14 protein-coding genes are annotated in these 18,872 nt (G+C 47.7%); 5 read left to right on the top strand and 9 right to left on the bottom strand.

All coding sequences use genetic code 11. From position 1 onward, the window contains the following. Positions 1 to 28 precede the first annotated feature (28 nt). From kdpE to KDM90_RS18185, 7 genes are all read right to left on the bottom strand, one after another. Positions 29 to 760 carry a two-component system response regulator KdpE gene (gene kdpE, locus KDM90_RS16190; protein WP_230409854.1) on the bottom strand — a complete coding sequence of 244 codons (732 nt, stop codon included), beginning with the start codon at positions 758 to 760 and terminating at the stop codon, positions 29 to 31. Then, a complete protein-coding gene (kdpD, locus tag KDM90_RS16185) occupies positions 757 to 3,522 on the bottom strand; it encodes a two-component system sensor histidine kinase KdpD (RefSeq protein WP_212676738.1) in 2,766 nt (921 codons plus the stop codon). Before kdpD ends, kdpE begins: the two co-directional genes overlap by 4 nt. A 152-nt stretch (positions 3,523 to 3,674) precedes the next feature. Then, a complete protein-coding gene (kdpC, locus tag KDM90_RS16180) occupies positions 3,675 to 4,247 on the bottom strand; it encodes a potassium-transporting ATPase subunit KdpC (RefSeq protein ID WP_212676737.1) in 573 nt (190 codons plus the stop codon). Positions 4,248 to 4,280: 33 nt separating this feature from the next. Beyond that, positions 4,281 to 6,461 (bottom strand): potassium-transporting ATPase subunit KdpB, encoded by a 2,181-nt coding sequence (gene kdpB, locus KDM90_RS16175; RefSeq protein ID WP_212676672.1) that lies wholly within the window; start codon positions 6,459 to 6,461, stop codon positions 4,281 to 4,283. A 16-nt stretch (positions 6,462 to 6,477) separates the two neighbouring features. After that, on the bottom strand, positions 6,478 to 8,298 hold the full coding sequence (gene kdpA / locus KDM90_RS16170) for a potassium-transporting ATPase subunit KdpA (RefSeq protein WP_212676671.1): 1,821 nt from the start codon (positions 8,296 to 8,298) through the stop codon (positions 6,478 to 6,480). Further along, a complete protein-coding gene (gene kdpF / locus KDM90_RS16165; RefSeq protein WP_212676670.1) occupies positions 8,298 to 8,387 on the bottom strand; it encodes a K(+)-transporting ATPase subunit F in 90 nt (29 codons plus the stop codon). Before kdpF ends, kdpA begins: the two co-directional genes overlap by 1 nt. Beyond that, positions 8,387 to 8,512 (bottom strand): hypothetical protein, encoded by a 126-nt coding sequence (locus tag KDM90_RS18185; protein ID WP_268977755.1) that lies wholly within the window; start codon positions 8,510 to 8,512, stop codon positions 8,387 to 8,389. The genes kdpF and KDM90_RS18185 overlap by 1 nt, the downstream gene beginning before the upstream one ends. 209 nt (positions 8,513 to 8,721) lie before the next feature. Between KDM90_RS18185 and KDM90_RS16160 the strand changes: the two genes are divergently transcribed. The 3 genes from KDM90_RS16160 (at position 8,722) to KDM90_RS16150 (ending at position 12,870) form a co-directional block, all read left to right on the top strand. Next, positions 8,722 to 10,200, top strand: a complete 1,479-nt coding sequence (locus KDM90_RS16160) for a DUF4118 domain-containing protein (RefSeq protein WP_230409853.1) — start codon at positions 8,722 to 8,724, stop codon at positions 10,198 to 10,200. Continuing rightward, positions 10,197 to 10,892 carry a response regulator gene (locus KDM90_RS16155; protein ID WP_212676669.1) on the top strand — a complete coding sequence of 232 codons (696 nt, stop codon included), beginning with the start codon at positions 10,197 to 10,199 and terminating at the stop codon, positions 10,890 to 10,892. Before KDM90_RS16160 ends, KDM90_RS16155 begins: the two co-directional genes overlap by 4 nt. Positions 10,893 to 10,977: 85 nt before the next feature. Further along, entirely contained in the window at positions 10,978 to 12,870 is a 1,893-nt protein-coding gene (locus KDM90_RS16150) for a potassium transporter Kup (RefSeq protein WP_212676668.1), read from the top strand. Between the two features lie 106 nt (positions 12,871 to 12,976). Here KDM90_RS16150 and KDM90_RS16145 read toward each other — a convergent pair whose 3' ends face one another. Then, on the bottom strand, positions 12,977 to 13,369 hold the full coding sequence (locus KDM90_RS16145; RefSeq protein ID WP_212676667.1) for a DUF2845 domain-containing protein: 393 nt from the start codon (positions 13,367 to 13,369) through the stop codon (positions 12,977 to 12,979). Positions 13,370 to 13,568: 199 nt separating this feature from the next. Next, the gene (locus KDM90_RS16140) at positions 13,569 to 13,922 is read right to left on the bottom strand and encodes a TM2 domain-containing protein (protein WP_212676666.1); all 354 of its coding nucleotides are present in this window, start codon (positions 13,920 to 13,922) and stop codon (positions 13,569 to 13,571) included. A gap of 411 nt (positions 13,923 to 14,333) precedes the next feature. Between KDM90_RS16140 and KDM90_RS16135 the strand changes: the two genes are divergently transcribed. Further along, a complete protein-coding gene (locus tag KDM90_RS16135; protein WP_212676665.1) occupies positions 14,334 to 15,278 on the top strand; it encodes a type 2 periplasmic-binding domain-containing protein in 945 nt (314 codons plus the stop codon). A gap of 363 nt (positions 15,279 to 15,641) precedes the next feature. After that, positions 15,642 to 18,695 carry a Calx-beta domain-containing protein gene (locus KDM90_RS18375; protein WP_212676664.1) on the top strand — a complete coding sequence of 1,018 codons (3,054 nt, stop codon included), beginning with the start codon at positions 15,642 to 15,644 and terminating at the stop codon, positions 18,693 to 18,695. Positions 18,696 to 18,872: the final 177 nt, after the last annotated feature.

The raw sequence follows: 18,872 nt of genomic DNA, 5'->3' as shown, positions 1-18,872 counted from the left end.
ACTCATCAAGGGGTTAATTTACAGCGAGCTAGTGTGGAAGCATCAGGCGATATCCAACCGCTGTTTCAGTTAATAAATACTTGGGCTGGGTGGGATCATCTTCCAGTTTTTGCCTTAGGTAACGCATGTAAATCCTTAAGTAGTGACCACTCTCGCCATGCGATGGTCCCCAAACCTCTTTGAGCAATTGTGGATTGGTTACCACTTTGCCAGCACTATTGACCAAGACATTGAGCAATCTGAATTCCGTTGGTGTCAGATGCACGACTGCATCCGCTTTAGTCACCAATCTCGCTTTCATATCGATCTTTACATCGCCAAATTGCACGATGCCACTCAAATCAACACCTGGTTGACGCTGCCGTCTCAAGGTCGCGCGCACACGAGCTTGCAACTCGCCTATTCCAAACGGTTTGGTTAAATAGTCGTCGGCACCAGCATCGAGTGCGCGGATTTTTTCAACTTCACTGACGCGTGCGGATAAGACGATAATCGGTACACTAGACCAGCGTCGTACATCTTTAATAAAATCAATACCATCACCATCGGGCAAACCTAAGTCCAGTATCACTAAATCGGGCTGCCTAGTGCCTGCATCAATCAAGCCACGCTGCAAGCTACTCGATTCGTTGACCTGCCAGCCTTCTTCCTCCAATGCAGAACGTACAAAACGACGGATCTGCGGCTCATCCTCGACTAAGAGTGCACTAGGCGTATTAACGTTAGGGTCCTTCATTGCTTGATTCATTGCTTGGTTCATTGTTGTTCCCGTTCCTCAACGACGAGGGCAAGTGGCGGCTCGGTATGCAAGGCATTCATTGATTCAAAATCGGGCATCTGCGGCGGCACGCCTAATGGCAGCGTGAACAAAATACAAGCGCCACCATCTGGTGATTTCGCTGCCCGTATATGACCGTGATGCGCTTCCACAATTGCGCGACAAATCGCCAAACCTAATCCTACACCTGGCTTGGAGGATTCACGCTCGCCACGCGTGAATTTCTCAAATATCGCTTCCTCCTTACCCACTGGCAGACCTGGCCCATTATCATAAACCATCACTTGCAAATCACTTTCTAAGAGATTGACGCTCAGTGTGATACGTGATCCCTCTGGTGTATATTTCGTTGCATTTTCTAACAAATTACAGAGAACACGTTCTATCAAAACGGCGTCAAAATTCACGAGTGGTAAATCGTTCGCTAACGAAGTTTGCACTTGATGGGCTTTCAACTGCGGTGCGCTGATGCGTATCGCACTGCCCACGACTTCTTCAAACGGTTGCCACTGCAAATCTAATTTCACTTCGCCACTCTGTATGCGTGCCATATCCAGCAAATTCGCTACCAATGCATTCATGCGCAGCGCTTCTGCATACAATGCTTGTGTCATATCCTGTTGCTTATGACTAAGTTCAGGTTTAGATGTGCTCAGCGCTTCCGAGATACCGACTATCGATGTGAGGGGCGTACGCAAATCATGCGACAAAGCAGCTAATAAAGAATTGCGCAGCCGTTCTGACTCCATATGCAACAAAGCACCTTGTGCGATCTCGATGTAATGCACACGCTCTAAGGCAATTGCGGCCAATGCTGCGAACGTATCCAATTGTTGACGCTGTTCGGGTATCAAAATCCAAGTACGGTTTTCCGGTGCAATCGCTAACAAGCCACGGGTACGCATCGGCGCGACGAGGGGCAAATAGAAATAGGGGCTAGATGGCAGAGTATCCGTGCCTATCCCAGCGGCTTCCACTTTATCAAAAGCCCACTGCGCGATGCCCATGTCCAAACCACTCGCCATAGATTCTGGCAACTGCAATCTCCCTTCGTCATCGGGTAACAACAAGATGGCTTTGGCACGGAATGCACTTTGTATCACCGCCTGTGTCGCTTCAGTAATTTGTTCAGTCTGCAAGAAACCAGATAAATCGCGTGCAAATTCATAGAGAGCGAGCGAACGTGCTTCGCGATGTGACGCTACTTTGGCTTGATATCGGAGGCCAGCGGTCAGATGTCCCGTAATCAAACCAACTGCCAACATGACTGCAAAGGTCATCACATATTGCAGATCACTAACAGCAAAAGTGAAGCGAGGCGGCACAAAGAAAAAATCAAACGCCATAACACCCAAAACGGTCGCCAACACGGAGGGGCCGCGTCCAAAACGCACCGCTACCAATACCACCGTCAATAGAAATAACATTGCGATATTGACGAGATTAAATACCGCGAGTAAAGGAGTCGCTATTAGGGCGGTTACAACACTGGAGAGTGCTGCGTAAACATAGCGCAATGCGCGTCTCTTATCTGAATTAACGCCCTCGACCACTACGGATTTCAAATCAGAAGAGCGGGCATCTGGATTGACCTCGAGCTGATTCGATTCACCACCTATCTCAATCAAATCTAAATTGTGCGCGTGTGCCGCTAACTGTTGCGCCAGAGTGGTACGCCAGTTGAAAACCGCTTTACGACGACCAATTACGATGCGCGAAAAATTATACTGGTTAGCATAATCGACGATGGTTTGCGCAATATCATTGCCCGTCAACACTGCCGTCTTAGCGCCCAAATCTTGCGCTAGTTTTAAATTCTTTAAAATGCGTTCGCGCGCTGGCGCTGGTAATTTCTGCAGAGCCGGTGTCTCAACATAAATGGCCTGCCATTCCGCGTTCATTTGTTTCGCTAAACGCGCTGCGCTGCGGACGACGTGATCGGCGTTCATTTGCGAACCGACACAAACTAACAGGGCAGCGTCAGTTTTCCATACCGCATTAATTGATTTTTCTATGCGGTAGGCCTGCACATCATCTTCCACTCTATCCGCGGTGCGGCGCAAGGCCAGTTCGCGCAAGGCGATCAAATTTCCTTTTCGGAAAAAATTTTTCGCTGCCCGCTCAGCTTGCTGCACTTTGTACACCCGACCTGATTTTAAGCGTGCAAGCAATTCGTCTGCCGGGATGTCAACCAATACGACTTCATCAGCTTCGTCAAAAATCGTATCTGGCAAGGTCTCAGCAACGCGAATGCCCGTAATACCACCCACAACATCGTTGAGACTTTCTAAGTGCTGAACGTTCACTGTTGTGAACACATCAATGCCAGCATCTAGCAACTCCTGAACGTCTTGCCAGCGTTTGGGATGCCGCGATCCAGGCGCATTCGAGTGCGCGAGTTCATCGATCAAAATCAATGCCGGCTGACGCGCCAAGGCCGCATCGATATCAAATTCTTGCAAAGTCTTGTCGCGATAACTGATTGCTTTCAAGGGCAAGACTTCTAAGCCATCCAATAGTGCGGCTGTCTCATCACGCCCATGCGTTTCAATCACCCCTACTAAGACGTGTTCGCCACTCTTTAATAACTTATGCGCAGCAGACAACATTGCATAAGTTTTACCGACCCCTGCGGAGGCACCAAAATAAATGCGTAATTTGCCGCGCATTGCACGCCGCTCCTGCGCCTGCACTTGCGCAAGCAGGACATCTGGATTGGGGCGTTGGTCGGTGTTGATTGCCATAACGATGTAGGTGTTGTCGACTAAACTCAATTAATTACATATAAGACTTACGCAAAACAGACGCTAGCGTCGTTGTTGCCGCCTCGCCGTATAAATGTACTGTCTTCGGCGACACGTCTAGCTAGCGCAATTTTGCATAAGTTCTAACATAATTACTTAGCTTGCGGGAGTACCAAATTCAATTGCAAGACATTCACGCGCGGTTCGCCGAACAAACCCATCACTGGCTTCTGAGCGAATTGATCGACTAGTGCGCGTACCTGCGCTTCTGTCATTTTACGCTCACGCGCAATTCTAGGGACTTGATAATACGCAGCTGCCAAGCTGATTTCTGGATCTAAACCACTGGCTGAAGCTGTCACTAAGTCAACTGGAATTGCCGCTGTGTTGCTTGGATCAGCGGCTTTCAATTCATCGACCCGCGCTTTCACATTAGCTAACTGTGCTGCGTTAGTAGGGCCTAAATTTGAACCACTCGAATTGACCGCATTATTCCCCATCGGTCCAGTCGCGGATGGGCGTCCCCAAAAGAACTGCGGAGAACTAAAGGACTGACCGATCAAACTAGAGCCGACCACTTTGCCATCTTTGATAATCAAACTACCTTCTGCCTGATCATTAAAGGCGAGCGTCGCGATGCCTGTCATGGCTAAGGGATAAGCAATTCCTACTACGACCGTCAGCCCGAGAAACAGCATCACGGCAGGACGTAAGCTGGACAACATAGAACTATTTGTACTCATGATATTTCCTAACTCTCAAGCGAGGTTTAAAAGCGTCAAAACCATATCTATCAGTTTAATCCCGACAAAGGGCAGGATGATTCCGCCTAAGCCATAGATCAAGAGATTGCGACGCAATAACAAAGACGCACCGACCGCACGATATTTCACACCCTTTAATGCCAAGGGAATCAGAAATACAATAATCAAAGCATTAAAGATCACCGCAGACATAATGGCTGAATTCGGACTGGTCAATTGCATGATGTCGAGTGCCTTCAGTTGCGGATAAGTGGCAACAAAAGCCGCTGGGATAATCGCAAAATATTTAGCAATATCATTCGCAATTGAGAAGGTCGTCAAAGAACCACGTGTCATCAGCATTTGCTTACCAATTTCAACGATCTCCAACAACTTGGTTGGATTGGAATCGAGATCCACCATGTTTCCGGCTTCTTTCGCCGCTTGCGTACCCGAATTCATCGCTACTGCGACATCGGCCTGTGCCAAGGCAGGTGCATCGTTGGTGCCGTCACCCGTCATCGCCACTAAACGGCCTTCGGCTTGATAGCTGCGTATCAGTTTCAATTTGTCTTCAGGTGTGGCTTCTGCCAGAAAATCATCGACACCCGCTTCGGCAGCAATGGCCGCCGCCGTCAATTTATTGTCACCGGTGATCATCACGGTTTTAATTCCCATGCGACGCAATTCGGCAAAACGTTCTTTGATGCCGCCTTTGACGATATCTTTCAGTTCTATCGTGCCCATGACTTTGCCGTCATCGACCACCACCAGAGGTGTACTTCCGCGACGAGAGATGTCATCAACGGTCTTAGTCACTTCAGCCGGAAAAGCACGTCCTGCGGCTTCTTGAAATTTGCGTACTGCGTCCGCCGCGCCTTTGCGTATCACCCTTAACGCCTGCACCGCACCATCACCGATATCGACACCGCTCATGCGCGTCTGTGCTGTGAATTGCACGAAATGTGCTTGCAAGCTTGCCATTTCGCGCTCACGTAAATTAAAGCGCTGCTTAGCCAATACAACGATACTGCGACCTTCTGGCGTTTCATCGGCAAGCGAGGCGAGTTGCGCCACGTCCGCCATTTGCACGGCCGTAACACCTGGCGCTGGAAAAAATTCTGAAGCTTGGCGATTACCCAAAGTAATCGTGCCGGTTTTATCGAGTAGCAAAACATCGACGTCACCTGCTGCTTCGACTGCACGACCAGATGTTGCAATGACATTCGCTTGCATCATACGACTCATTCCTGCGACACCAATCGAAGACAACAAGCCACCGATCGTGGTCGGAATCAAGCAGACTAACAAGGCGATCAAGACTGTTATCGACACAGGAGAAGAACTCAGGCCTAAGGCTGTCGCCGCATTGACACTAAATAAGGAGAACGGCAATAAGGTCACAGTGACGACTAAAAAGATGATCGTCAAAGCAATCAACAAAATAGTCAGCGCAATTTCATTCGGTGTTTTTTGGCGTTTTGCGCCCTCGACCATGGCGATCATGCGATCGATAAAAGCTTCACCGGGATTAGAAGTCACACGCACGACTAACCAATCAGACAGCACACGAGTTCCGCCGGTGACCGATGAAAAATCCCCCCCCGACTCACGAATTACAGGCGCGGATTCTCCGGTAATCGCACTTTCATCCACGGTTGCCACGCCTTCTATCACTTCACCGTCAATCGCGATCACATCATTCGCTTCGACTAGAAACACATCGCCCTTACGCAAGTCTTGCACATTTGCCGGCAGCCAAGTCGTGCCGTGTTTGGGTGTCGCCAATTTTTTAGCGATGGTCCTTTGTTTTAGGCCTTTCAATGAGGCTGCTTGTGCCTTACTACGACCTTCAGCCAATGCTTCGGCAAAGTTCGCAAATAGCACCGTGAACCACAACCAGATAGAGATCGCCAAAATAAATCCGGCATCGGCTTCCCCTTTTCCCAGCATGGCTTGCACATACAGCATACCCGTGATGATACTGCCAACATAGACCACAAACATGACAGGGCTACGCAATTGCGTACGCGGCGTCAATTTTCGGAAAGCGTCGATGATGGCGGGTTGAATCAACTTCGTATCAAATAGCGCTAGCCGATTTTTCGTATTGGCAGTATCCACATTAGCGACTTGTTCGGTTTTCGCTGCTGCATTTTCTGCAACAAGATTTTTTTGTGCATTCGTATTAGACATCAGATTCTCCTAGGGCCTAGCGTGGACTTACTGCGCTAAACATTTGCAAATGTTCGACCACAGGTCCCAAAGCCAAAGCGGGTACATAGTTCAACACACTGATTAACACTACCGTGCCTGCTAACAAAGCGATAAACATCGGGCCATGCGTAGGCATCGTTCCAGTGTTCACTTCCAGGCGCTTTTTCGCCGCTAAAGAACCTGCAATGGCGAGCACCGGAACGATCACCGCAAATCGCCCAAACCACATCGCTATCGCCAGCATGATGTTGTAGAAAGGTGTATTTGAAGTCAGACCAGCAAAGGCACTACCATTGTTATTGGCCGCTGAAGTAAAGGCGTACAGGACTTCAGAAAAACCATGCGCACCGGGATTCAAGATACCCGCACGTCCAGCATCACTCATCACCGCAATCGCGGTACCTGCCAACACCAAAATTGGCGTGACTAAGATCGCGATGGAAGTCATTTTCATTTCGTAGGCTTGAATTTTTTTACCCAAATATTCTGGCGTACGACCTATCATCAAACCTGCGATAAATACGGCGAGTATCGCGAAGATCAACATGCCATATAGACCTGAGCCAACACCACCAAACACCACTTCACCAAATTGCATGAACGCCAGTGGCACCAAGCCACCGAGCGGCATCAAGGAGTCATGCATAGAGTTCACTGCACCACACGATGCCGCTGTCGTCACCGCAGCAAACAAGGCGGAGGCGCTGATACCAAAACGACTTTCTTTACCCTCCATATTGCCACCGGCTTGCAAAGCACTCTGCGCCTGATCAATATTCAAAGCGGCATAGGCAGGATGGGCTTGCTGTTCAGCCGCCATCACACCGAGAGTCATGACCACAAATAGAATACTCATAGTGGCAAGCACCGCGAATCCTTGACGTCGATCACCGACCATACGACCAAACGCAAAACACAGGCCGGCAGGAATAATGAAAATCGCGATCATCTGGAAGAAGTTAGACAAAGCCGTTGGGTTTTCAAATGGATGCGCAGAATTCATATTGAAGAAACCGCCACCATTGGTGCCCAACATTTTGATCGCTTCTTGTGAAGCAACCGGCCCCATGGCCAAAGTTTGCGTCTTGGTTGTTAAGGTTTCCATCACAGGCGCGCCCTTGTCGTCCTTTAATGCTTGTCCATCAGGACCATTAATAGGCTGGCTGTAAGTCACAGGCTGAATCAATTGCACTTCTTTATATGGCGAGAAATTTTGAATCACGCCCTGACTGATCAAAAAGGTCGCGAAAATCACCGACAATGGCAACAGTAAATACACCGTTGAGCGCGTCATATCGACCCAGAAGTTACCGATGGATTTGGATGAATGACGTGAGAAGCCACGAATCAAAGCAAACACCACCGCAATCCCGGTCGCTGCGGAAAAGAAATTCTGTCCGGCGAGCACCAACATCTGAGTTAAATAACTCATCGTCGCTTCGCCGACGTAGCCTTGCCAGTTGGTGTTGCTAACAAAACTCACAGCAGTATTAAAAGAAGAATCTGCACTGACATTCGCCATACCCTGCGGATTGAAGGGCAACCAAAATTGCATACGCTGCACCAAATAGACCATCAAGGTACCGAAAGCATTAAATACCAGTAAGGCAATGGCATAAGCCTTCCAGCCCATTTCTTGGTCGCTCTGAATGCCGGCCAATTTGTAAAGGCCGCGCTCCAAGAAACCCAAGTAATTCAAACCAGGAACCTTGGCTTTCTCGTCGGCTATTCGACTGATAAGCTTGCCCAGCGGATAAGCCAAAGCCAGCAAAACCACAAAAAAGACCAGCATTAAGAGTAAAGATTGCGTCGTCATCACAGCTCCTCTGCATTCAATAATGCAAACACCAAATACACCAACAAGGCTGAAGCAACCACAGCACCAATAACATAAAAACTATTCATTATTTACTCCCCGCGTTGCTATCCAGTTTGTGACACATCGCTGCTAAGGCCAGCACCAATAGAAAGAATCCTGCGATTCCTCCTATAAAGAAAATATCGATCAAGTTTTCGACCAAATTAGACATCCCATCCTCCATAAGCATTTTCTGCAGATAGAAGCATAGTAAAAACCGTGTAAGAATCTTGTTAAAAGGTAAGCGTCAGGTGTAAACAAGGCGTAAAAATTGCGTGTCGAACTAATACATTTCTCAAATCCAATATGCTAGTCTCTCGTATGACTTTGAATTTCAATACACAATCAACACTGATATCAAAACTACGACCTTGGCTTATTTTGAGCACACTACTCATACTAGCCACATTGGTCTCGTTCGCACTCGGCACTTACATTAGCTTTACTAGCCAAGCAATGCTATTTGTGTTGATCGTGGCGATCGCTGCCTATTTGCTCGACCGCTGGCAATCAGTTACTGGTGCGGTCTTTTCCGTATTGCTTCTGAATTTTTTCTTCGTGCCTCCGACCTGGACCTTCCATATTGAGCATCCTGAACATCTGATTGCACTTGGCACCATGTTAATCGTTGCATTGACGATCAATCAGTTGACCGCCAACCTGAAGCAAAAGACCGTGCAGGCTCTTCAGAATGAACAGCGGGCACGGCAGTTGCAAGAGCTTGCAATTGGACTCGCACTATCCGAAACGGTTGGCGGAATTCAAGAATTAGGCAAGCGAGCTTTTGAACAAGCTTTTCAGGCTAAATGTTATTTGGTTTTATCCAACCTAGCCCCGACTGCTCAGCAATTGGAGTCACTCAGTCAGCAACAAATCGATGGGCTACACCACTGTATGAAGGAAATGCAGGTGCTCGGTGCTGGTAGTCTTCGCTGGGGAGAGTTGAATGATTGGTATATTCCAATAGGCAACAAAAAGGTCGGCATTGGCGCAGCATTGATTCAAGCAAAGGCAAGTGACGACCATGACAATCAAGCCCACGCCCAAGCCATTTGCTCCTTACTAACCCAAGCCTTTGAACGACTACGATTCAATCTGCAAATGCAATCAGCGCAAAACGAAGCACAGAAACAACAATTGCAAAGCACATTTTTAGCGGCCATTTCTCACGACTTACGCACACCACTGGCGGTCATGGTCGGCGCTGCGAGTGCACTGCGTAGCCAAGGCGACAACTTTAGCCAAGCACAGCAAGCGCATATGTTGCAAAGTATCGTGGACGAAGCCAACTACCTCACCAGTGTCACTGAGAACACCTTGCAGCTAGTTCGTCTATCCGAGACCGGAAGTCAATTGCATCGGGATTGGGAATCAATCGAAGAAATTGTTGGAGCGGTGCTCGCTCGCATTAAACAAGGAAGAATAGAAACGCGTCTACAAGCAAACATTGAAAACGACCTTCCTTTGTTACGACTTGACCCCGTCTTGATCGCACAACTACTTAGCAATCTGATCGATAACGCGCTGAAATACAGTGAAGGCATCGTAGAGCTAGAAGTCAAGGTTGACCAACACCTCGTGCCGCCAACGCTTCATATTGCGGTGATGGATCATGGACCTGGCATTCCGACTGCAGAACACAATAGCATTTTTGAAGCCTATTCGCGACTAGCTAAGCACGATCAAGCCAATCAACGTAGTGCGGGTCTGGGCTTAGCGGTTTGCCGTGCGATTGCAATCGCCCATGAGGGGCAACTGATTGTCAATGATCGCGAGGGAGGTGGGAGTTGTTTTGTGCTCAGCCTCCCAATTCCCCAATCACCCTTCATACATCCAGAAAACGGTGGGGCACTTCCATGACGATACGTGTATTGATAGTCGAAGACGATAAGGAGATCCGCTCCCTGATCCGTGCCAGTTTGACGGTCGAAGGCTTTGTAGTGCAGACCGCAGCATCGGTAAGCGAAGCAGCAGCGATGCTACACCACGCTTTGCCTGATGTATTGTTGTTGGACCTTGGCTTACCAGACGGAGATGGTGAGCAGTTGGTGAAGCTGGTTCGCACCCAACACAATTTACCGATATTGATTATTTCCGCGCGTCATCAAGAGAAGCAAAAAATTCGATTACTTGATACCGGTGCAGATGATTTCTTGACAAAGCCATTTAGTATCCCAGAATTGCTTGCACGCATACGAGTCGCCTTGCGCCATCGAGGAACTCGCTTGATGGCAGCAACCACGACGTTTTCTCAGCGCGAATTACATGTCGATCTCGCCAAGCGATTGGTAAGCTTGCGCGGTCAGGTATTACACTTAACACCAACTGAATTCAATCTATTGGCGCGCTTAGTTCGCAGTGCTGGCTATCTCGTCACTCACAGGCAGTTACTAAGCGATGTGTGGGGACCTGACTATGTCGAACATACCCATTATCTCCGTCTCTACATGGCACAGTTACGCGCAAAAATAGAGGACAACCCAGCGGAACCTCGTTATCTGTTGACTGAAACGGGCGTTGGATATCGATTGGCGATGGAAGAAGATGCCTAGTTTTTGCAGCAGATCATTGTCCTTATGTCTTCCTAACACCTGAACCGAGACAATTTCAACCTGTTCATTCTTTTGTCAGGTTTTTATGCGCTCCTTTTCGAATTCATCACAGACCCAACGTGAAAGCATCGCTGCGCTTACGCTCGGTGCACTTGGCGTGGTCTATGGCGACATTGGTACAAGTCCACTCTACACTATGAAAGAGATATTCAGCCCACACACTGGCGTACCTCTCGATGTCGAGCATATTATTGGTGTGGTTTCCGTCATATTTTGGGGCTTAATGACCGTAGTCACTCTCAAGTATGTCACGCTGATTTTGCGTGCTGACAATCGCGGTGAAGGTGGCATCATGGCACTCACCGCCTTGGCGAGCAAAGCCGCGGGTTCGACCTACTTGCGCCGCATGAGTTTACTGCTGATTGGCGTATTGGGCGCGGCTCTTTTTTATGGTGACAGCGTGATTACTCCTGCCATCTCTGTTTTGAGTGCTGTTGAAGGCTTAGAAGTCGTCTCACCCCATTTCAAACCCTACGTGCTACCTATTTCAATTGGTATCTTGATTGCACTATTTGCGATGCAACGATACGGCACCTCGGTTGTGGGTAAGCTATTTGGCCCTATCATCGTGCTTTGGTTTAGCAGTTTAGCGATTTTCGGTATCTTGCAGATTCAGCAGCAACCCGCCATTCTGGCTGCCTTAAATCCGATTCGGGCAGTGCAATTCTTATGGCAACAAGGAGCCCACCTCTTCATCGTCATGGGTGCGGTGGTGCTCGCATTCACAGGAGCCGAAGCCTTATATGCCGACATGGGACATTTTGGAAAAAGGCCTATCCGTCTAGCTTGGACAGGACTTGTACTGCCGGCCTTAGCGCTCAATTATATGGGGCAAGGTGCACTGCTGATGCGCGATGCGAATGCGATTGCCAATCCATTTTTCCAGCTATTTCCAGATCTACTACTGCTTCCGGCTGTCATCCTCGCGACTATCGCGACTGTCATCGCTTCCCAAGCTGTCATTTCTGGGGCCTACTCAATGACCAAACAGGCGATCCAACTCGGCCTGCTACCACGTATGCTTGTGCATTTTACGTCGGCAAAAGAGATCGGGCAGATTTACATTCCCACTGTCAATTGGATCCTCCTAATCGGTGTGTTGCTAACGGTTATTGGATTTGGTAGCTCATCCGCCATGGCGGGTGCTTATGGTATCGCAGTCACCGTGACCATGTTCATCACGACCTTGCTGACCTTTTTTGTCGTCCGCCATGGATGGAATTATCCCTTGACTGTAGCACTGGGGGCGACTGGACTCTTTATGACCTTGGACACTTTATTGGTCATCTCATGCTCTTTCAAGATTATCGAAGGCGGTTGGTTTCCCTTGGTTCTAGGCGCATTGATTTTCACGATCATGGCAACCTGGCGACGTGGGCGCGAATTGTTGATTCAGCATATTCAGCAAGATGATCCAGAATTGCTGCCATTCATCACAGCGCTATCGGAAGATAACATGCACCGCGCTGCACGTACGGCCATCTATGCGGTCGCCAATCCAGCTACGGTTCCACAAGCATTAATGCACAACCTCAAGCACAATCAAGTGCTACATGAGCGCAATTTGATATTGACTGTGGTCTTTCATGATGTGCCATGGATCGCTGAAAATGAACGGATACAAGTTGAACCACTAGTGCCTTGCTTCTGGAAAGTCAAAGTCAATTACGGCTTTAAGGATGAGCCCAATTTGCCAAGAGCATTAGAACAATGCGAGCAACACGGCCTGCAAATCAATTTATTTGAAACCTCGTATTTTTTGAGTCGGGAGATTGTGGTTCCGACGAAAGGCACGGGAATGGCGCATTGGCGCGAACTCTTGTTCGCTTTGATGTCCCGCAATTCACGCAGTGTTGCTGACTTCTTTCACTTACCAAACAATTCGGTGATTGAACTTGGGACGCGCGTTCAAATTTAGAACGCTTGTCAACCGACTTGTTCGCCCTCATAGGGTGGACAAGTCTCGCGGGAAGCTTGCATTCCCGTACTAGGCCAAAAACCGGGGATTTGTACAAGACTTAGGCTTATTGCCCGTAGCTCAATTCTTGAATTTTTTTCAAACGACCGTCTTCAAAAGTCAATAACTGCATGAAGCGTTGCGGGCCAAAATTGTATACCCATTCTTCCAATTGAATGTCGATTTCCCGCTCAAATTCGAGACCAGTTCGTGTATCACCGGAATACTGATTGACGGAGTAAGGAAGCGTAGGACTAGCCTGACGTAGCCCTATTCGACGGCGTTCTGTGCGCTGTTCTCGTGCGGCAGGCACACCACACTTTTGCATCACCTCGACCTTGTGCATCCCAACATCAACGACATAGTTATTACAGCGAAAGGCCAATGCATATGAGTCTGTCGCGTATGCCATCATCACCGAGAAAAAGCCACAACCAATTAATAACAATCTCGCTCTCATCGCCTCTCTCCTCTCATCCCTATTCCATGCTCTTATGCGGCCATGCTCGATCCGACACGTCGTGCAAATGCATAGAACGCGGGGGCGCCGTGGTTGGTTGACCTCTCAACATATCCGCGTCGATTCATGCCATTATCCCAAAAACAAAAAAACGGCTCGATGTAGCGAGCCGTTTTTTCAAGGTGAATTTCCTCCGCTATCACTGCCCATACTTTCGATTAAATTCCTCATCTTGCATTACCAAAAACAGGATGGCTTCGATAAACCCGACAATCGCTGGAATACCTGTCCAGAAAAACAATAAATAGAGTATTCCTAAACCAATTTGACCTAAATAAAATTTATGCCCACCCAGCCAGCCCAAAAAGAAAGCAAACAAAGCCGCCGCAATTTTGCTCTTGCCATTCGGGGCTAATGTTCCAAGATTAATTGAATTAGGGACAGGCAATTGACGAACGCCACATTTAGGACAAATTTCCGCTTTGACCTTAATAACCGATCCGCATTCACTACAAAATTTTTCATCGATACCCTTTGTCATCACTTCATCCATTCTCGTTTCCTCTCTGTATTAAATTGTCCGCGCTGACTTCAGCATCGCCACAAATCGGAATTGATAGTAACGAGCCTATATCGCTAAGACAATCGATTTGTTGTTTATCAACGCGGTGTTCGAACTCGCACATTACCGAAAAATCGGACAATAGCGATCAGCGTTGCAAAGCTCGGCGAGCGACAATGTCTATACGTCATTTGATCTTTCGCAACACAAGCCGGGCTCAACCAACTCAACCTCTCTAGAAAAGAAAATGCGCGCTCTTATTGCTGATTTCGTCCAATTCAATTAAATGTCGATTGCCAGCAGACACCTATTACGTTTAATCTAGTGTCGATAGGTAGAATTAAAATAAGATCAGACAAACCGAGCAGCACCGCTTTTACTCTTTAGGCGAAAAAGACCTTTATGCAGAATTTTGACGATCTCTGCCCTACAAGCAAATCACTGACTTGCAATCGCAGCAAGCAATTTGCACACGGCATGTCGGCCCTGTTTTGTTTGCTCGGTATCGTGATGGTGATCCTTAGTTCAAGCATTCATGCACAGAATGGCCCTTCGCCTATTCCCCTACGCATCCAAGATTTGGAAAAAACAAACGATCCTATTGCCAGTTATATTGTTGAGATCTTAAACCTCGCGATCAAGAAAAGCGGACGACCTTACCTTGTTGTGAAATCCAAGGAATCGCCGATCCCTCAGGCCCGTCAAATTTACGAAATGTCCCTCAATCAAGGTAAGCTAGATGTTATCTGGACCATGACCAGTGACGAGAGGGAGCAACAAATACGCGCTATTAAAGTCCCGATCGACAAAGGTTTTTTTGGTTGGCGCATACCTTTTGTCCATCAAGACAATCCCAACCTCCTTGAGAAAGTTCGAACAAAAGAAGACTTAGCCAAATTTCGCGCGGGTCAAGGCAATCTATGGCCGGATACCGATATTCTCCGAAGCAATGGATTGCCTGTCATTACCGGTTCCGACGAGTCTCTAGGCAATATGTTACGGGCAAAGCGTTTTGATTATTTCCCTAGACCTGTCATTGCGATCTGGAATGAAAAAAAGAACGCTGACTATCGCCAACTCGCCATCGATACGAATGTGATTCTTCACTATCCGACCGCCTTCTATTTTTTCGTCGCGCCTGAGAAAACCCAACTGGCTGAGGATCTGACTCGCGGATTAAAGCGTGCCGTCGACGATGGTAGCTTTGAAAAAGTATTTAACCGCTATTTTGCGCAATTTATTCGAGACGCAAATATTAAGAATCGCATCATCTTTGAACTCAAAAATCCACTCATAAAAGAAGGCTCACTACCACTTCAGCAAAGTCAGTATTGGTTTAAACCTTAATTCACCAAGTTCATCGTACATTTGACCACGACACACTGCTTTATTGCAGGCTTGCGCGCGCTTTCGATACGACTTCTCACCATTTCTTAGGCGAATGGCAAGCTACGTTTTATTGCGACAATCTGGCGCCAAGAGATACCACTTTTGCTAGAGTCAAGCTGGCTGCTTCCACTATCCAATTCTCTAAGCGGACGACATTTGAAGCCGCTCCGTTCAAATCGCTATCATTCAGAATAAGCATTTCAGTTTGTTATTGCTTTTGTCATTCTGATCATTGATAATCCAGCAAATTTTTTTTATTTTAACAAGTTTTTCTTGCTACACATTTCCTCTAACGCTTCCAGCAATCACACCGCTCATCCTATGCCTAGACTTTCCATTACAGCCGATTACGATTTCAAAAATGAAGGCAATACCGCCACCACACCTTACACGTTCACCGTCAAACGGACTGGCGATTTAAGTGCTACCTCTTCGGCTAAATGGACGGTCGTCGGTTCCGGTGCCAATCCCGCTAACATTGGAACAGATATTTACAATGTATCGAATGCGGCAACGGGTATCGTGAACTTCGCAACAGGCGAATCAAGTAAAACGATTACCGTTTACATGATGGGAGATACTGTATTTGAAGCCGATGAACAATTTAGTGTGATTTTATCGGAACCCGTTGGAACACTAATTGATCGATCAACCGCAATTGGGGTCATCAAAAACGATGAGCCAGCGCCCGTCCCAACCAGTCTGTCCATTGCGCCTTTAAGTGCCAACAAAGCCGAGGGAAATGGTGGCATGAGCGCACCGACTTCCTTCACCTTTGAGATTACACGTGAAGGTCCGACGGATGGCGTCTCGTCGGTTTTTTGGAGTGTGCCGAATCAAATCGATCTGCCAGACACACCAGTGGAAGCTGGTAAAGCCAGCGAGATGGATTTCTACACTAACGCACAATCTGGCACTGTCACATTTGCAGCGGGAGAGACCAAAAAAACCATTACGGTCAAAGTATTTGGTGATGGGGTTAGCGAAGACGATGAACAGTTCACAGTGCATCTTGCGAATGCAATAGGTGCAACGATCAAAACTGCCGATGCCATCGGTGTGATTCGAAATGACGATTACGGTTACGACATTAGCACAGAAACCGTTTCGATCGACGAGGGGAATTCTGGCAGCCGCTTCTACGAATTCACGATCAAACGGGATTCTGCTTTATCCAGCAAAGCATCCTCAGTCATGTGGACGGTTAAGGGATCGGGCGCATTTCCAGCCAACCTCGGAACCGATATTCCAGAAAGCAATGCATTTGGCACGGTCTCATTTGCGATTGGCGAACTCAGCAAAACCATCAAGATCCAAATCAATGGTGATACCGCCTCCGAGTTTGATGAACAATTCAGCGTTGAACTTTCCAATCCAACTTCGGGCGTGATTCGAAATGGGGTTGCCTACGGAATCATTCACAATGACGACAAAGAACGCGACCTGCCTGTAGTATCGATTTCCAATACCAATGACTCGGTCTACGAGGGCGATAATGGCACGACTCCCGTCACTTTTGAACTAACACGCAGCGGTGATATCAGCGAGACAGCGACGGTGGTTTGGGGCGTGACAACCAGTTTTGATCTTGATTCCAGCATCATCAATACCTCCGACTTAACACTCTTTACCAGCGGAACAACAGGCAGCGTCACTTTTGTACCTGGTCAAACAAAAGCTATCGTCTCAGTTGGGGTTGCTGGCGATACGGGCATTGAAAAAAATGAAGCTCTAAAGATCACGCTAACGAATGCTTTCGGAACAACGATAGGCACTGCTAGCGCCACCACAACGATCATGGATGACGATGCTTTCGCGAATGTCTCGATCTCACCGATCACACTATCGCAAAAAGAAGGCAACGATGGCTACACGGTTTTTGAATATACCGTCACTCGCACTGGCGATCTAAAAAAAATCGCGTCTGTACACTGGGAAGTGAGTGGAAAAGGTGATTCCGCCGCGTCACTAAGCACAGACCTGTTGAATGCCTTGGAAAATACGCAAGGCGACATCAATTTTGCTTCAGGCGAGGCAAGTAAGAAGATTGAGATCAAGGTATTGGGTGACACCGTATTCGAAGCAGATGAAGAATTCTCCGTCAAATTGTCTGGCGCAGTCGGCATCAAACTGGCACAAAGTACGGCAGTCGGCATTATTTTAAACGATGATCCTGAACCGCCGAAAAACAGCAGCCCGACAGGCACATTAACGATTCAAGGCGAAGTACTTTTAAACAATACAATCGAAGTCAACAATAAATTGGCGGACATCGACGGTATGGGTAAAGTCAGCTACCAATGGAATGCTGATGGCACGGCAATCAATGGCGCGACCGATGCGAAACTCATCATCACGGACAGTATGGTCGGCAAGACATTGAGTGTCACAGCAAGCTATCTCGATGGCCTAGGTAAAGCCGAAAAAGTGACCAGTGCTTCAACGGTGGTCGTCAAAGGTGTATATAACGGCACTGCAGGCAATGACCGCTATGTTGGCTCTTTCCTCGACGATGTTATGTCCGGTTTAGACGGGAATGACAGTCTAACTGGCAACGCGGGTGCGGACGTCTTATCAGGTGGTCTCGGCAACGATATCCTCAATGGCGGTGTCGGCAACGATATTTTGAATGGTGGCGACGGGATTGATACCGCGATTTTCAGTGGCAAATTAGCAGACTATTTATTCAATTTCAGCGCGGGAACAATCAGTGATAAACGCACGACTGATGGCAACGACAACTTCCTTGGTGTTGAGAAATTTGAATTCAGTGATTTAACAGTGAACACGCAATTACGTGCACAATTTGCCTCGATTCCGGAAGAGAAAGCAAAGTCAATCATTGAACTGTATATTGCTTTCTTCCAACGTATTCCCGACGCAGACGGTTTAGCCTATTGGTTAAGCGAAGTCAAAAACGGCAAGACATTGGAACAAGTCGGAAATGCATTCTACGAGGCTGGGGTGAATTATTCTGCCCTAACTGGCTATTCCGCGAGCATGAGTAATACCGATTTCATCAATACGATCTATCGCAATGTACTGGGACGTAAAGATGGCGCGGATTCGGAAGGCTTAAGTTATTGGAACAACGAATTACAAACCGGACACAACACACGGGGTGGGCTTGCTTTATCCATTCTCAACTCAGCGCACACATTTAAAGGCAACGCACAATACGGCGCGGTTGCCGATCTACTAGATAACCGCTATGCCGTTGCGAAGGTGTTGGCGGTTGATATGGGGATAGGTTATTTATCCTCAGAATTAGGGATTAAAAAGACCATGGATGCACTGGCCTTAATCACGAATACCGACACGCACTCCGCTGTCAGTTTGATTGGCATTCCCGATACCGGCTTTAACTATCTCTAAGGATTTTGAGGTATCGGTAACTCTCAGTGAAACAGGCGCATTCGAGGCATTTTTTCTAGCCCAGAATGCCAAAAAAAAAAGAAGCGGCTGAATCGGTGTATTCAGCCGTTTTTGTATTTTCATCGCATTCAAACGAAATCTGACCAGCAGTCCTGTATGATCATGACCGCATACGTT

It is taken from the genome of Affinundibacterium fentianense (assembly GCF_018139545.1).
GTDB classification, from domain to species: Bacteria; Pseudomonadota; Gammaproteobacteria; order Burkholderiales; family Burkholderiaceae_D; genus Undibacterium; species Undibacterium fentianense.
Note: the sequence above shows the minus strand (reverse complement) of the source record. Positions and strands in the feature narration are given on the sequence as shown.

What these genes read in the sequence shown, in the direction of transcription:
- kdpF (WP_212676670.1), bottom strand. Translation starts at nt 8,387, where the DNA reads ATGAATAGTTTTTATGTTATTGGTGCTGTGGTTGCTTCAGCCTTGTTG.
- KDM90_RS16145 (WP_212676667.1), bottom strand. Translation starts at nt 13,369, where the DNA reads ATGAGAGCGAGATTGTTATTAATTGGTTGTGGCTTTTTCTCGGTGATG.
- kdpD (WP_212676738.1), bottom strand. Translation starts at nt 3,522, where the DNA reads ATGGCAATCAACACCGACCAACGCCCCAATCCAGATGTCCTGCTTGCG.
- KDM90_RS18375 (WP_212676664.1), top strand. Translation starts at nt 15,642, where the DNA reads ATGCCTAGACTTTCCATTACAGCCGATTACGATTTCAAAAATGAAGGC.
- kdpA (WP_212676671.1), bottom strand. Translation starts at nt 8,298, where the DNA reads ATGACGACGCAATCTTTACTCTTAATGCTGGTCTTTTTTGTGGTTTTG.
- KDM90_RS16150 (WP_212676668.1), top strand. Translation starts at nt 10,978, where the DNA reads ATGCGCTCCTTTTCGAATTCATCACAGACCCAACGTGAAAGCATCGCT.
- kdpE (WP_230409854.1), bottom strand. Translation starts at nt 760, where the DNA reads ATGAACCAAGCAATGAATCAAGCAATGAAGGACCCTAACGTTAATACG.
- KDM90_RS18185 (WP_268977755.1), bottom strand. Translation starts at nt 8,512, where the DNA reads ATGTCTAATTTGGTCGAAAACTTGATCGATATTTTCTTTATAGGAGGA.
- KDM90_RS16135 (WP_212676665.1), top strand. Translation starts at nt 14,334, where the DNA reads ATGCAGAATTTTGACGATCTCTGCCCTACAAGCAAATCACTGACTTGC.
- KDM90_RS16140 (WP_212676666.1), bottom strand. Translation starts at nt 13,922, where the DNA reads ATGGATGAAGTGATGACAAAGGGTATCGATGAAAAATTTTGTAGTGAA.
- kdpB (WP_212676672.1), bottom strand. Translation starts at nt 6,461, where the DNA reads ATGTCTAATACGAATGCACAAAAAAATCTTGTTGCAGAAAATGCAGCA.
- KDM90_RS16155 (WP_212676669.1), top strand. Translation starts at nt 10,197, where the DNA reads ATGACGATACGTGTATTGATAGTCGAAGACGATAAGGAGATCCGCTCC.
- kdpC (WP_212676737.1), bottom strand. Translation starts at nt 4,247, where the DNA reads ATGTTGTCCAGCTTACGTCCTGCCGTGATGCTGTTTCTCGGGCTGACG.